11 protein-coding genes are annotated in these 15,200 nt (G+C 71.5%); 10 read left to right on the forward strand and 1 reads right to left on the reverse strand.

The genetic code is table 11. The features are described 5' to 3' along the window. Positions 1-14 precede the first annotated feature (14 nt). The 9 genes from AC07PZ_RS23230 (at position 15) to AC07PZ_RS23270 (ending at position 12,901) form a co-directional block, all read left to right on the forward strand. Positions 15-2,204 carry a TonB-dependent receptor gene (locus tag AC07PZ_RS23230; RefSeq protein ID WP_495297514.1) on the forward strand — a complete coding sequence of 730 codons (2,190 nt, stop codon included), beginning with the start codon at positions 15-17 and terminating at the stop codon, positions 2,202-2,204. Beyond that, entirely contained in the window at positions 2,204-3,076 is an 873-nt protein-coding gene (locus AC07PZ_RS23235; protein ID WP_495297515.1) for an ABC transporter substrate-binding protein, read from the forward strand. The genes AC07PZ_RS23230 and AC07PZ_RS23235 overlap by 1 nt, the downstream gene beginning before the upstream one ends. 8 nt (positions 3,077-3,084) lie before the next feature. Next, positions 3,085-4,089, forward strand: a complete 1,005-nt coding sequence (locus AC07PZ_RS23240; RefSeq protein WP_495297516.1) for a FecCD family ABC transporter permease — start codon at positions 3,085-3,087, stop codon at positions 4,087-4,089. Between the two features lie 58 nt (positions 4,090-4,147). Next, positions 4,148-4,942 (forward strand): ABC transporter ATP-binding protein, encoded by a 795-nt coding sequence (locus AC07PZ_RS23245; RefSeq protein WP_495297517.1) that lies wholly within the window; start codon positions 4,148-4,150, stop codon positions 4,940-4,942. Further along, positions 4,942-5,883, forward strand: coding sequence for an LLM class flavin-dependent oxidoreductase (locus AC07PZ_RS23250; protein WP_495297518.1), 942 nt, complete (start codon positions 4,942-4,944; stop codon positions 5,881-5,883). The genes AC07PZ_RS23245 and AC07PZ_RS23250 overlap by 1 nt, the downstream gene beginning before the upstream one ends. A 68-nt stretch (positions 5,884-5,951) precedes the next feature. Continuing rightward, on the forward strand, positions 5,952-7,010 hold the full coding sequence (gene cobW / locus AC07PZ_RS23255) for a cobalamin biosynthesis protein CobW (RefSeq protein ID WP_495297519.1): 1,059 nt from the start codon (positions 5,952-5,954) through the stop codon (positions 7,008-7,010). 22 nt (positions 7,011-7,032) lie between these two features. After that, positions 7,033-11,034 carry a cobaltochelatase subunit CobN gene (locus tag AC07PZ_RS23260; protein ID WP_495297520.1) on the forward strand — a complete coding sequence of 1,334 codons (4,002 nt, stop codon included), beginning with the start codon at positions 7,033-7,035 and terminating at the stop codon, positions 11,032-11,034. After that, positions 11,031-12,215 carry a magnesium chelatase ATPase subunit I gene (locus tag AC07PZ_RS23265; RefSeq protein ID WP_495297521.1) on the forward strand — a complete coding sequence of 395 codons (1,185 nt, stop codon included), beginning with the start codon at positions 11,031-11,033 and terminating at the stop codon, positions 12,213-12,215. The genes AC07PZ_RS23260 and AC07PZ_RS23265 overlap by 4 nt, the downstream gene beginning before the upstream one ends. A 128-nt stretch (positions 12,216-12,343) precedes the next feature. Continuing rightward, the gene (locus AC07PZ_RS23270; RefSeq protein ID WP_495297522.1) at positions 12,344-12,901 is read left to right on the forward strand and encodes a vWA domain-containing protein; all 558 of its coding nucleotides are present in this window, start codon (positions 12,344-12,346) and stop codon (positions 12,899-12,901) included. Here AC07PZ_RS23270 and AC07PZ_RS23275 read toward each other — a convergent pair. Further along, a complete protein-coding gene (locus AC07PZ_RS23275; RefSeq protein WP_495297523.1) occupies positions 12,862-14,604 on the reverse strand; it encodes an S-layer protein in 1,743 nt (580 codons plus the stop codon). The genes AC07PZ_RS23270 and AC07PZ_RS23275 overlap by 40 nt on opposite strands. A gap of 176 nt (positions 14,605-14,780) precedes the next feature. On the opposite strand from AC07PZ_RS23275, the gene AC07PZ_RS23280 reads away from it, so the two are divergent. Next, positions 14,781-15,191 (forward strand): energy transducer TonB, encoded by a 411-nt coding sequence (locus AC07PZ_RS23280; RefSeq protein ID WP_495297524.1) that lies wholly within the window; start codon positions 14,781-14,783, stop codon positions 15,189-15,191. Positions 15,192-15,200 lie beyond the last annotated feature (9 nt).

The following is a 15,200-nucleotide window of genomic DNA, read 5'->3' on the forward strand; positions in this document are numbered from 1 at the left end:
CACTGGAGCCGCGCATGCGCAAGACGAAACCCAAGCCCCATCCGTTCCCCATCCCGAACTCCGTTCGCCTCGGCGTTCTCGCCTGCCTGTCGATCGCCGCCGGCGACGGCATGGCGCAGGAGACCGACGCACTCAAGGAGATCTTCGTGACCGCCACCGCGCGGCCCGAGGAGCGCGGCCGGATCGCGGCGACCACGCAGGTGATCGACCGCGCCGCCATCGACCGGTCCAGCGCCAGGTCGGTGACCGACCTGCTGGCCGAGAACGCGGTCGGCTTCTTCAGCGAATGGAGCGCGGGGCAGACCTCCATCAACATCCGTGGCGCGACCAGCGACGGCCAGGGCCGCGACTTCAAGGGCCAGGTGCTGGTGCTGATCAACGGCCGGCGCGCGGGTACGGCCAACATCTCGAAGCTGAGCACGTCCGAGATCGAACGCATCGAGATCGTGCGCGGCCCGGCCTCGGTGATCTACGGCAGCCAGAACATGGGCGGCGTGATCAACATCATCATGAAGAGCGGTGCCACGTCGCCGCCGAGCCAGGCGGGCATCACCGTCGGCTCGTGGGGACTGGTGACGACCACGGCCCAGACCAGCGGCGCCACCGACACGACCGACTGGTACTTCGGCGTCTCGGGCGGCCGGCGCGGCGACTACGACTCGGGCAAGGGCGGCGGCACGCTGGCCAACACCGGCTGGGAGCGGCGCGGCTTCAGCGGCGCGGTCGGCTTCCAGCTGAACGAGCTGAACCGGGTCGACCTGCAACTGCGCACCGACGGCATCTACAACGCAGGCTTCCGTGGATCGGGCGCCAACACCGTGAGCAAGGACGACCGCACCAACGCGTCCTTCGACGCCACCTACGAAGGCCGCACGGCCGACGACCGCTTCAGCTGGATGGCGCAGGCCTACCTGGTGCAGGACGAGGACGAGTTCAAGTGGGCGTCGCCCGTGGTGCGCAGCGGCACGGCCGCCGTGCCCGGCACGCGCAGCGACTACAACATCCGCAAGCTCGACATCGCGGGCACGCGCCTGCAGCCGCGCTTCAAGCTGGGCGACAGCAACGACCTGCTGGTCGGCTACGACTTCGAACGCAGCAAGCTGCGCTCCGATCGCGTGCGCGTCGCGCTGCCCGGCGGCCCGAGCGGCCAGGTCGCGCCTTACGACAACAACCAGACCGAGCACGTCAACGCGCTGTACTTCGAGGACGCGCAGAAGTTCATCGGCGACCGGCTCACGGTGCGCGGCGGCGCGCGCCAGACCTGGGGCAAGACCAGCTTCGACCCCACGCCCAACCTGGCGCTGCAGCGCAGCGGCAGCCAGTCCTATGACGAGACGACCTGGTCGGCCGGCGCCACCTGGCGCGCGCTCGACGTGCTGAACCTGCGCACCGGCATCTCCACCGGCTTCCGCGCGCCGACCTCGAGCGAGCTCGGCGCCGACTTCACCGCCGTCGGTGGCGGCCGCACCTTCGGCAACCCGAACCTCAAGCCGGAGAGCAACCGGCAGATCGAGTTCGGCGGCACGCTGCAGATGCCGGCCTGGAAGATGGACATGGCGCTGTTCCAGAACACGATCTTCGACCGGATCACGACCGTGTCGCGCGGTGCCGCGACCAACACATCGGACTACGCCAACAACGCGGCCGACATCGTGGTGCGCGGGCTCGAGGCCAGCGCCGACGTCGACCTCGCCAGGTTGCTGGACTTCTCGACCGGCGCCTACCGCGTGAGCGCCTATGCCAACGGCTACTACAACTTCACGATGCAGGACAAGGGCGCGACCGCGCTCGACACCGACCGCGTGCAGCGCATGTACAAGTACGAGGCCTCGCTCGGCATGCGCTACGGCCGTGGCGCGGGCGCGCAGCCGGACGACTGGAGCCTGCAGCTCGGCGCGCTGCTGCGCGGACCGATGTGGTACGACACCGAAGAGGCGCTGCTGATCCCGCAGGGCGAGCCCTACAGCACCTACATCCACCGCAAGGGCGCGTTCACGACCTGGAATCTGCGCGGCGACTACCGCATCAACAAGCAGGTGAGGGTGTTCGCGGCCGTCAACAACCTGTTCGACATCAACCGCAGCCCGATCTTCATCGCGCTCGACCAGAAGCCGTGCATCGCGGACCCGCGCTTCCAGAACGGTGGCTGCGGCACTTCCATGCCCGGCCGCGAGTTGCAGGTCGGCATGCTCGTGAATTTCTGATGCGACGTCTGCTCGCGCTCTCGACGGCATTGCTGATGGGCGCGTTCGCCCACGCCGCGCCGATCGAGGTGCGCGACGCGCTCGGCCGCCGCGTGGTGCTGCCTGCGGCACCGCAGCGGCTGGTGACGATCTTCGCGTCGAACACCGAACTGGTCGCATCGCTCGGCCTGGCCGACCGGATCGTCGGTGTCGAGGACTACACGCGTTTTCCGCCCGAGGTCGTCGACCGGCCCAAGGTCGGCGGGCGGCTCGGCTTCTCGGTCGACGCGGTGGTCGCGCAGCAGCCCGACCTGGTGATCGTCACGCCGGCGCGGCAGGCCGCGCACCAGCTGGTCGATCCGATGGAGCGCATCGGCGTGCCGGTCATCGTGCTGCTGAGCCGCAGCGTGGGCGAGGTGCTCGACAACATCCGGCTGGTCGGCCGCGCGACCGGCGTGCCGGCGCGCGGCGAGGCGCTGGCCGCGGCGCTGCAGCAGCGGCTCGACCGGGTGGCGGCCCGTGTGGCCGGCCAGCCCGCGCCGCGCGCCGTGATGATCACCGGGCGCATCGGCAACGGCATGCTGCTGGTGGCACGCGGCGACACCTACACCGGCGAAGCGATGCGCAAGGCCGGCAGCCAGTTCGCGCTGACGGGCCGTGGCGCGGTGCCGCAGGTGTCGCCCGAGGCGATCCTCGCATCCGATCCCGACGTGCTGCTGTTCGCGGGCACGCGCGCCGCGCTCGACGAACTGGTGCGGCTGCCGGGCTGGCGCGACCTGCGTGCGGTGCGCGAAGGCCGCGCACTGACCGTGTCGCGCAGCGAATTCCTCGTTCCAGGCCCGCGCACGATCGACGGCATCGAGTCGCTGGCCCGCACGCTTCATCCGCAATGACACCTTCCATGACATCGGGCACACCGCCGCGCTGGCGGCCCTGGCTGATCGCGTCGGGCGTGCTCGCCGCGGCGTTGCTGCTCGCGGCCTGCGCCGGCCACCAGTGGTCGTCGCCGGCCGACATCTACCGCGCGCTGGCCGGCGAGGACACGCTGCGCAGCCGGCTGCTGCTGCAGTGGCGGCTGCCGCGCGTCGGTGCGGCGGCGCTGGTCGGGGCGCTGCTCGGGCTGTCGGGCGCGGTGTTCCAGGGCGTGTTCCGCAATCCGCTGGCCGAGCCGTATCTGCTGGGCGCTTCCGGTGGCGCGGCGCTGGGCGCGACCGTCGCGCTGCTGGTGCCGCTCGGCCTGCCGCAGGCGCTGCTGCTGCCGGCGCTGGCCTTCGCGGGCGCCTGGGGCTCGACCATGCTGGTGCTCGGCGTGTCGCGCGTGGCGGGCGCGCTCGACGCGGCCGGCATGCTGCTGGCGGGCGTCGCCATCGCGGCGGTGCTGGGTGCGCTGCGCTCCTTCCTGATGCTCGCGCTGTCCGATGAAACCGTGAGCCTGCAGGTCGTGATGAGCTGGGTGCTCGGCGGCATCCAGACGCCCGGCTGGCCCGGCCTGGGCCTGCTGGCGGGGCTGTGCGCGGCAAGCCTGCTCGCCACGGCGGCGATCGCGCGCGGACTCGACCTGCTCGGCCTGGGCAGCACGGCGGCGCAAGGCTTCGGGCTGGACGTCGCGCGCTTCACGCCGCTGGCCGTGGTGGTCGGTTCGCTGGTGGTCGCCGCCGCCGTGGCCTACGGCGGGCTGGTCGCCTTCGTCGGCCTGGCCGCGCCGCACATCGCGCGCTGGATGGTCGGGCCGCTGCACCGCGTGCTGCTGCCGGCCTCGGCGTTGACCGGCGCGATCGTGGTCACGCTGGCCGATGCGATCGCGCGTTCGGCGCTGCCGCCGGCCGAGATCCCGCTGGGCCTGGTCACGGCCGTGGCGGGCGGGCCTTTCTTCATGGTGCTGCTGGCGCGAAGGTTGCGCGCATGAGCGCCGCCCGGCCGCCCGAAGGCGCTCGCACCGCAGCCCGCAGGGCGGAGGTTGATTTATGAACGATGCCACCTATCGCCTGGAAGCCCGCGGCCTGGGCCTGTCGCGCCGCGGCCGGCCGGTGCTGTCGAACGTGTCGCTGCAACTGCCGGCGACCGGCTCGGTCGCGATCATCGGGCCGAACGGCGCGGGCAAGTCGACGCTGCTGTCGCTGCTGGCCGGCCTGCTGCCGGCGCAGCGCGGCGACGTGCTGCTCGACGGGCGCGACATCGCCCGCGTGCCGGTGGCCGAGCGCGCACGGGCCATCGGCTTCATGCCGCAGCGCTTCGAGCCGTACTGGGACCTGACACTCGACGAACTGCTCGGCATGCGCCTGGCGCAGCAGCAGCGCGTGGCCGGCGCGGCGGCGGTCGGCGTCGACGAGGTCATCGCGCGCGAAGGCCTGGGCGAGTTCCGCCGCCGCCGCTGGTCGACCCTGTCGGGCGGGGAGCAGGCGCGCGTGCTGCTCGCCACCGTGCTGGCCACCGACCCGCCCGCGCTGCTGGCGGACGAGCCCGGTGCCAGTCTCGACGTGCGGCACCGGCTCGCACTGGTCGAGGCCCTGGCCGCGCGCGGCCGGCACCGGCTGGTCGTCGTCGTGATGCACGACCTGGATCTCGCATTCCGCCACTTCGAGCGCATCGTGGTGGTGGCCGACGGCGGCATCGCGGCCGATGGCGGCGCCGAGCTGATCCACGCGCCGGTGCTCGACAGCATCTTCGGTGTGGTGTTCGACCGCATCGGCGTGCCGCCCGGCGTGATGCTGCGCGCCAGCCTGCGCGAGCGGCTGCTGGCCGACCGGAGCACCGGCTGATGCGCATCGACCTGGCCGGCTGGACGCGCGAGGCCACGCAAGGCGATCCGCGCGCCTTCTTCGCGCTGTTCGAGGAGGCCGACCGGCTCGGCTTCGATGGCGCCTGGTTCAGCGAATTCCGCCTGTCCGAGGCCGACTGGCCGTACCCGTCGCCCTTGTTGCTGGCCGCCGCGCTGCTCGCGCGCACCGAGCGATTGCGCGTCGGCACGGCGGTGCTGGTGGCGCCGCTGCATCAGCCGCTGCTGCTGGCGGAAGAGCTCGCGCAACTCCATTTCCAGAGTGGTGGCCGCATCGACGTCGGCCTGGGGCGCGGCACCGAGGCCGCCACCTTGCAGGCGCTGCGGATCGATGCGGCCGACACCCGCGCGCGCTTCGAGGACGCCTGCGCCGTGCTGCAGGCGCGGCCTCGGTTGCCGCTCTACATCGCGGGCTCGACGGCCGAGACCGTGGGCTTCGCGGCGCAGCGCGGCATCCCGCTGCTGCTGAGCCTGGAGCCGCCCGAAGCACGGCAGCTCGCGCATCTCGACGCACTGGCCGGCGAGACGGCCGACGATACGGCCGGCTGCGCGGTGGCCGACCTGCGCGCGCGCTCGTCGCTCGCACGCTACGTGTGCATCGGCGCCAGTGCCGACGCGGTCGCGGCGCAGCTCCATACGCTGTGGCCGAAGCTGTACGAGCGCCGCGTGTATTTCGCCGGTCGGCGCGGCGTGCCCGCGTCCGAGGTGCCGCCCATCGACATCGACCGCGTGCTGCGCGAGCAGTTCATCCACGGCGACCCGCCGGCCTGCTTCGCGCAGATCGCGGCGCTGCGTGCGGGCACCGGCATCCCGAACCTGCGCTGCGTGTTCAACGCCAACGGCCTGCTCGGCAACGAGCTGGCGCTGGCCGGCATGCGGCTCTTCGCGCGCGAAGTCCTGCCCGCGCTGAAGGCCATCCACTGAGCGCCGGTGCGCATCGCACGCCGGCCGCGTCATCATCCCTTTCTGCTTCTTTCGAGACACACACGACCATGCAAACCGCCAAGATCCCCGTCACCATCGTCACCGGCTTCCTCGGCAGCGGCAAGACCACGCTGCTGCGCCACATCCTCGGCAACGCCGAAGGCCGGCGCATCGCCGTCATCGTCAACGAGTTCGGCGAGCTGGGCATCGACGGCGAGATATTGCGTGGCTGCGGCATCGGCTGCGACGACGAGGGCAACGAGCGCGAAGGCGCGCTCTACGAGCTGGCCAACGGCTGCGTCTGCTGCACCGTGCAGGAGGAGTTCCTGCCGGTGATGCAGCAACTGGCCGCACGCCGCGACCAGATCGACGCGGTGCTGATCGAGACCTCGGGCCTCGCGCTGCCCAAGCCGCTGGTGCAGGCCTTCCAGTGGCCGGACATCGCCAACGTCTTCACCGTCGATGCGGTGGTCACGGTGGTCGACGGCCCCGCGGCGGCGTCGGGCCAGTTCGCGGAAGACGTGGTGGCGGTCGACGCGCTGCGCCGCGCCGACCCGAACCTCGACCACGAGTCGCCGCTGCACGAGCTGTTCGAAGACCAGCTGTCGGCCGCCGACCTGGTGGTGCTCAACAAGACCGACCTGATGGACGCGGCCGCGCAGGCGCAGGTCGAGGTGCTGATCCGTGCCGAGATCCCGGCCGAGGTGAAGATCGTCACCGCCACCGAAGGCCGGCTGCCGCTCGCGGTCCTGCTGGGCCAGGGCCGCGCGGCAGAGACCACCATCGATGCGCGCCAGAGCCATCACGACCACGAGGAAGACCACGACCACGACGAGTTCGACTCGCTGGTGCTCGAGTTGCCCGCGGTCGACCGCGATCGCCTGATGGCTGCGCTGGCAGGCCTGGTGGAAGCCCACACCATCTACCGCGTCAAGGGTTTCGTGGCGGTGCCGGGCAAGCCGATGCGGCTGCTGGTGCAGGGCGTGGGCCGGCGCTTCGACGCGCACTTCGACCGCCGCTGGAAGGACGGCGAGGCGCAGGTCACGCGCCTCGTGTTCATCGGCGAGGACCTCGATGCTGGCGCCCTGCGCGACGCGCTGAGCGCCGGCATCGCCGTCGCGGCTTGAGCATTCCCTTGCCGCGCGCCGCATGCATCTGCTGAGCACCCAGCCCGGACGCTTCGTCGAGGACGACAGCGTGGTGACGCGGCTCGACCAGACGCCGGCCGACATCGTGGTGCTGAGTTCGGCCGACACCACGCTCGCGCTGCTGGCGGCGGCGCGCACGCGCATCGCGCAGGCCGGCGGCGACTACCCGTCGCTGCGGCTCGCGAACCTGATGTACCTGAAGCAGCCGGCCTCGCTCGACCTCTACGTCGACGAGGTGCTGCAGCATGCGCGCGTGGTGGTGGTCGATCACCTGGGTGCCGAGTCGGCCTGGGCCTATGGGCTCGAACAGATCGAGAAGCTGGCGCGGCGGCGCGGCCAGCAGCTTGCGATCTTCTCGGGCGACCTTCAAGAGGACGAGGACCTGCTCGCGCGCAGCACGCTGCCGCGCGAGGTCGGCCGCCAGCTGTGGCAATACGTGCGGGCGGGCGGGGCGGCCAACGCGGCGCAGTTCCTGCGCGCCATCGCCTTCCACGGGCTCGGCCACGGCGCCGCGCCCGAGCCGCCGCGCAGCCTGCCGCAGGTGGCGCTGCACGTGCCGCCCTACCCGAATGACCCAGGTGATCCGGGCGACCCCGGCGCCGCGCGGGTGCCGCGGCCGGCGCATGCGGTCGCGGGCATCGACGACCTGCAGGCGGGCTGGCGTCCAGGCGCGCCGGTCGTGGCCTTGCTGTTCTACCGCTCGCATCTGATGTCGGGCAACACGGCGGTGTTCGACGCGCTCGCGCTCGCGCTGCGCGCGCAGGGCATGAACCCGCTGCCGCTGGCGCTCGATTCGCTGAAGGACCCGCTGTGCCTCGAGACGCTGCGCAGCCTGTGCCGCACGCACGATGTGCAACTGGTGCTCAACACCACGGCCTTCGCGGCGCTGGGGCAGGGCGCGGGCGCGGGAGCGGGCGCGGCGCAGGATGAACTCGCCGGCGACGCGCCGGTGCTGCAGGTGATCGTCAGCGGCGGCAACCGGGACGACTGGCTGGCCGATGCGCAGGGCCTGCGCCCGCGCGACATCGCGATGCAGATCGCGCTGCCCGAGATGGACGGCCGCGTCATCACGCGGGCCGTGAGCTTCAAGGGGCTCGCCTACCGCTGCGAACTCACGCAGACCGAGGTGGTGCGGTACCAGCCCGAGGCCGATCGCATCGATTTCGTGGCCGAGCTCGCGCGGCGCTGGTGCCGGCTGCGCAGCCTGCGGCCGGCGGACAAGCGCATCGCGCTGGTGCTGGCCAACTACCCGGGCAGCGAAGGCCGCATCGGCAGCGGTGTCGGGCTGGACACGCCGGCCTCGGTCATCGCGATCCTGCGGATGCTGCAGGCCGAGGGCCACGACCTGGGCGCCGCCGCAGCGCTGCCGCCCGATGGCGATGCGCTGATGCGCACGCTGCAGCGGGGCATCGCCAACGACCCGTCGCAGTGGCCGCTGCGGCCGGCGGCGCAGAGCTATGCGCTCGCGGCCTACCGGGCGCGGCTTGCGCAACTGCCCGACGGCATGGCGGCCGTGATCGACGCGCGCTGGGGTCCGCCGGAACACGATCCGATGCTGCGGCAGGGCCGCTTCATGATCGCCGGGCTGCGGCTCGGCCGGGTGTTCGTCGGCATCCAGCCGGCACGTGCGCTTGCCCGTGGCGGCGACGAAGGCCGGAGCGACTACGCCAGCTACCACGATGCCGAACTCGTGCCGCCGCACAGCTACCTCGCGTTCTATTTCTGGCTGCGCGATGCCTTCGCGATCGATGCGGTCGTCCATGTGGGCAAGCACGGCAATCTCGAATGGCTGCCCGGCAAGAGCCTGGCGCTCGCGGGCACGTGCTGGCCGGACGCGGTGCTGGGCCCGTTGCCGAATCTGTACCCCTTCATCGTCAACGACCCGGGCGAGGGCGCGCAGGCCAAGCGCCGCACGCAGGCCGTGATCGTCGACCACCTGATGCCGCCGCTCACCCGGGCCGAGAACCACGGCCCGCTGCAGGACCTGGAGCGCCAGGTGGACGAGTACTACGACGCGCTGCTGGTCGACGCACGGCGTGCACGCGTGTTGCGCGCGCAGATCCTGGCGACGGTGCGCGAGCAGCATCTGGCGGAAGAGCTGGCGCTGCCGGTGGCCATGCCGGCGGTCGATGAAGACGCCACGCTCGCGCGTGAAGCAGAAGACGCCACGCTTGCGCGTGAAGCAGAGGACGCCACGCTTGCGCGTGAAGCAGAGGACGCCACGCTTGCGCGTGTCGATGCCTACCTCTGCGAACTCAAGGAGACGCAGATCCGCGACGGGCTGCACGTGTTCGGCCAGTCGCCGCAGGGCCGGCAGCGCCGCGACACCCTGCTGGCGCTCGCGCGCTATCCCGCGGGCGATGGCGCCGGCGCCAACGCCGGCCTGCTCACGGCGCTGGCGCGCGACCTCCACCTCGACCTGCTTCCCGGCACACCCTTCGATCCGCTCGACATCGACGCCGCGGCGCCGTGGCAGGGCGCGCGCCCGGCGCTGCTTCAGGCCGTGAGCGCCGAGCCCTGGCGGCATCAGGGCGACACGCGCGAGCGGCTGGAACTGCTCGCGCTGCAACTGGTCGAGGACGCGTCGGCCATCGCGGCGATCGCCGCGACTGGCGATGATCTGCCGAACGCGCGCGCCGTGCTCGGCCGCATCCAGGCCCGGATCGCGCCCGACCTCGACGCCTGCGGCCCCGAAGAACTGCGCCAGCTGTCACGTGGCCTGCAGGGCCGCTTCGTGCCGCCGGGGCCGAGCGGTTCGCCCTCGCGCGGCCGACCCGACGTGCTGCCGACCGGGCGCAACTTCTATTCGATCGACACCCGCGCGATCCCGACGCCGACCGCGTGGATGCTGGGCCTCAAGTCGGCGGCGCAACTGGTCGAGCGCCATCTGCAGGACCACGGCGACTATCCGCAGGCGCTCGGCCTGTCGGTCTGGGGCACGGCCACCATGCGCACCGGCGGCGACGACCTGGCGCAGGCCTTCGCGCTCATCGGCGTGCGGCCCAGGTGGGCGCCCGGCAGCCAGCGCGTGATCGACTTCGAGGTGCTGCCGACCGTCGGCCTCGGCCGGCCGCGCATCGATGTCACGCTGCGCATCTCGGGCTTCTTCCGCGATGCCTTTCCGGCCGCGGTGCAGATGTTCGACGCGGCCGTGCAGGCCGTCGCCGCGCAGGAAGACGAGGACGCCGAGCGCAACCCGGTCCGCGCGCGCATCCTGCGTGAAACCGCCGCGCTGCAGGCGCAGGGCATGGCCGCCGACGCGGCGCGCACCCAGGCCGGCTGGCGGGTGTTCGGCTCGGCGCCGGGGCACTACGGGTCGGGCCTGCAGCCGCTGTTCGACCGCGGCGACTGGCAGACCGACGACGACCTCGCGAGCGCCTATGTCGGCGGCAGCGCGCATGCCTACGGCCAGGGCAGCGACGGCGTGCCGGCGGCCGAGGCGCTGGCGCAGCGGCTGCGCGGCATGGACGCCGTGCTGCAGAACCAGGACAGCCGCGAGCATGACCTGCTCGACTCCAACGACTACTACCAGTTCCAGGGCGGCATGGTCGCCGCCGTGCGCCACCTGAGCGGGCGCCAGCCGGCGATGTACCACGGCGACCATGGCAATCCGCAGGCGCCGCGCGTGCGCACGCTGACCGAGGAAATCGGCCGCGTGATCCGCGCGCGCGTGGTCAACCCGAAGTGGATCGACGGCGTGAAGCGCCACGGCTACAAGGGCGCGTTCGAGATGGCGGCGACGGTCGACTACCTGTTCGGCTTCGACGCCACCGCGCGCGTGGTCGCCGACCACCAGTACGCGCTGGTCGCCGATGCCTACGTGCGCGACGCGGCCACCCGCGAGTTCATCGCCACGCACAATCCGCGCGCGCTGCACGACATCCTGAGCCGCCTGCTCGAAGCGATGGCACGCGGCCTGTGGCAGTCGCCCGGCGACTACCGCACCGAACTCGAAGACCTGCTGCTCGACCACGAGCAGCGCACCGAAACAGCGATGCCATGACCCAGTCAACGACCCTGCCCACGGACGCCGACGAGGTCGCGTTGCCCGCGACCTTTCCCTTTGCCGCGATCACCGGCCAGCCGCTGCTGCAGATGGCGCTGCTGCTCAGCGCGGTCGACCCGGCGCTGGGCGGCGTGCTGATCGAAGGTCCGCGCGGCACGGCCAAGTCGACCGCGGCGCGCGCGCTCGCCGAGCTGCTGCCGGGCGCGCCCTTCGTCACGCTGCCGCTCGGTGCCAGCCTCGAACACCTGGTCGGTACGCTGGACCTGGGCGAGGCGCTGGCCGGCCACGCGCTGCGCTTCGCGCCCGGCCTGCTGGCGCGCGCGCATGGCGGCGTGCTGTACGTTGATGAGGTCAACCTGCTGCCGGACGCGCTGATCGATTCGCTGCTCGACGTCGCGGCCAGCGGCGTGAACCGCGTCGAGCGCGATGGCATCTCTCACCGCCATGCCGCGCGCTTCGTGCTGGTCGGCACGATGAACCCGGAGGAGGGCGCGCTGCGCCCGCAGTTGCTCGACCGCTTCGGCCTGTGCGTGCGGCTCGTGAACATCGGTGATGCAACGGCGCGGCAGGCCATCGTGCGCGCACGGCTGGCCTTCGATGCGGACCCGGAAGGCTTCCGCGCACAGCATGCCGCTGCGCAGGCCGCACTGGCCGGCACGCTGGCACGGGCACGTGCCGCGGTGGCCGACGCAAGCGCGCTGCCCTATGGCGATGCGGTGCATGAACAGGTGGGCGCACTGTGCATCGCAGCGGGTGTGGACGGGCTGCGTGCGGACCTCGTGATGCTGCGCGCCGCGCGCGCGCTGGCGGCCTGGGAAGGCGCGGCGGCGATCGGGTCGACGCACGTGTCGCGGGTGGCGGAACTGGTGCTGCTGCACCGGCGCAAGCCGGGCAGCGAGGCCGCGCCGGCCGCTTCGCCCGGCGCGCAACCGTTGACCGGCGATGCCGGTGCACGAGGCGACCGCGGCGACGGCAGCGAAGGCGGCGGAGGAGCCAGGCCCGGCGACATGGCCGCCGCACCACCGCGCTCCCCGGATCCCGCCCGTGCGGCCGATACGGCCGAAGACCCCGACTGGGGCGCGCTGCCGCCCGAGCCCGCTGGCATCGTGCGCGTCAAGCCGCTGCGTCCGCTGATCGCCGAACCGTCGAACGCGCAGGCCGTCCCAAAAAAAGCCTGAGCCTCCGGGACGCTGCCGCCGCCGTCACCACCTCGACGCGGCAAGGCGACCGGAGGCCGGGCACCCAGCGACAGTCCTGGCACGGCGAACCGGCCAGGCACGCCGCGATCGACTGGCCGCGCACGCTCATGGCACGCGGCGCCGGCACGCTGCAGGCCAGCCATCTGCGCCGCCAGCCGCAGGAGGCGCATGGCGGTGCGCTGCACTGCTTCGTGCTCGACTGTTCCGCCTCGATGCTGGCCGACGGCCATCTCGCAGAGGCCAAGGGTGTGCTGCTCGCGCTGATGGAAGAGGCCTACCGGCGCCGCGACCAGGTCGCGCTGCTGTGCTTCGGCGGTGGCGGCGTCGTGCTGCGGCTGCCACCGCGCCGGGCCGCGCTGTGGAACGACGACTGGATCGCGCCCATCGGCGGTGGCGGTGGCACGCCGCTCGCGCAGGCCGTGGCGGAGGCCGGCGCACTGCTCGCGCGGCACGGGGCGCGGCAACGCTGGCTCTGGCTGCTGAGCGACGGCCGCACGCGCGAAAGCCCGGTGCGGCCCCCATCGGCCGACCGGGCGGTCGTGATCGATTTCGAATCGGCGCGTGCGCCACTGCGTCGGGCAGCGGCGCTGGCCGCGCGCTGGGGCGCGGACTACCGCGCCGGCCCTTACAGCGCGGGCACCTTCACGAACACCGGGTTCGAATAGAACCACAGGTCGCTGTAGTTGCGCGCGTTGATCGCATTGAAGCGGGTCGTCGCGTCCGGCACGGTGGTCGAGGAGATCGACACGTCCGGCTGCGGTTCGCCGGCGACCATTTCGCCCGGCACGTCCACGCCGAGGTTGGTGCCGCGCAGGCGGAAGTACTGGCTGTTGTTCGCGGTCACCGTGTAGGTCGCGGCGTAGTAGCCCTCGCTGTCGAGCTTCCAGTCGGCGGCCGTGAAGCGCTTGGCGACGCGGGTCGACGGGTTGGTGTCGCGCGAATAACCGGGCGTGCCGGGCGTTTCGCGGCCGGTCACGTCACCCGCGATCAGGTCGATGTGGTCGACCACCGGCTTCACGTTGGCCGGGATGCCGCTGCCGAGGCGGTACTCGAAGTTGTTGCGATCGGGCGTCTTGAAGCGCACCGTGATCGTCACGGTCTCGCCGGCCTTGGCCGCGATTTCAGAACCCATCTCGCCGCTGCCGGCGGTGCTGGTCACGCGGAAGTCCAGGGCGCTGATCAGGTCGCCGTAGGTGCCGAAGAACTTGCCGGCGCGCATGGCGTCGAGCAGCGACTGCGGGTCCTTGATGTCGCCCCACAGATGGTTCTTGGCATATTCGCCCGGCGCGTAGCCGCTGCTGTTGTTGCCGTTGACCGTGAAGTGGTAGTCGGAGTCGGCCACGTTCCAGATGTGGCGGCCTTCGGACAGCAGCGCGTCCCAGGTGCCGCCGAGCTTGGCGACGAGGTAGTCGACGCCGCCGTAGGTGCGTGCCACCAGGTTCGCCGTCGTCGGGTTGGCCGCCTGGGTGTAGCCGCCGCGGTCGGGCTCCATCTGGTTGCCGACCATGCCTTCGATCGAGAACACGATCTTCGGCGCCAGGTCGTTCATCTCGCGCAGCTGGGCGATCGTGTAGGAGCCGAGGTTGCGCGACGGATGGTTGACCTGCAGGTAGCTGGTGTCGGGGTAGTGGGTCTTGAGCCAGCCCAGGCCCAGCAGGGTTTCGGCGTGCGTGTTGTAGCCGGTGCCGGCCTTCGGGCCCCAGGCGGTGACGTCGGCGGCCTGGAACTGCGTCGCGGGGCGGTTGGTGAACAGGTATTCGAACTGGTTCATCGCCTTGAGCGCGGCGTCGGACATCGGCTGGTCGGTCAGGATGCCGACGTTGCCGTGGTCATGGCCGGGCATGTCCCATTCGGCGGACGCGAAGATCGTCTTGTCGGCATAGGTCCCGGCGGCCTGCAGCGCCTTGATGCGCGGCACCTGGTACTTGGCCATGCCTTCCGAGAAGGGGATCTGCGCCGCCAGCTTGTTGCCGTTGTTGTCGTACGAAGACACGCGCAGGTGGTCCGAGATCGCGGCCCAGTCGAGGCCGAAGGTGTTGAACGCCTTGGCCAGCACCTGGTCGAGCGTGGTGGTCTGCTGCGTGTCGTCCGACTGGTAGGTGTGGATGTGCATGTCGCCGACCGTCCAGCGGCCCGGCGGCACCGTGGGCTCGGTCGGCGTTTCGGGCGTGGTCGGCGTGTTGTCGACGGGAGGATCGACAGGCGTGGTGGGTGTCGTCGGCGTGGTCGGCGCTTCGGCGACCGGCGTGCTCGAGCCGCCGGAGCCGCCTCCGCAGGCGGCCAGCATGGCCGCGCTCAGGATGGCGGCCGATATCAGGGACAGACGGGTCGAAGCGTATGAAAAATGGGGGACGGCACGCGGATTCATGGCAAGGTAGTCAGGTAAAGGTAAGGCAAAGGCATTAACAAAAGCGTTGCAGTCTCGCGCCGAGGTGTGACGGTTGGATGAAAGAGGTCCGGGTTTCCCCGAGTGCCCTGCCGATCGCGTTGCAGTGCCCGCTCCTATACTCCCGCGCGCCGTAACCACATGACAGAGGACTGGAGATGCGTCGAATTGCTGAATGGAAGAAGGTCGCCGGGAGATCGATCTACGGCGTGGCGACGCCGTTGCTTGCACTGCTGCTGGTGGCCTGCGCCAACCCGGCGCCGCCGGCGCGCTCGGCCGACGAATGGCAGCCGGCGGTTCCGAATCCCAACGCACCCTATCCGCCCGAATCGCGCCAGAACGGCGAGCAGGGCCAGGTGCTGCTGCGCGTGCTGACCGATGCCGAAGGCCGGCCGACCCAGGTGGAGGTGCAGCAGTCCAGCGGCTATCCGCGGCTCGACAAGTCGGCTGTCGATACCGTCCGTCGCTGGCAGTTCAAGCCGTTGCCGCAGACCGGTGCCGTCGTCTGGCGCGAGGTGCCGATCCGTTTCTTCATCAATGCGCCGCTGTTCGCGGCACCGATGCAGTAGGCGCACCGC

Source organism: Variovorax sp. GW821-FHT10B04 (assembly GCF_059415645.1).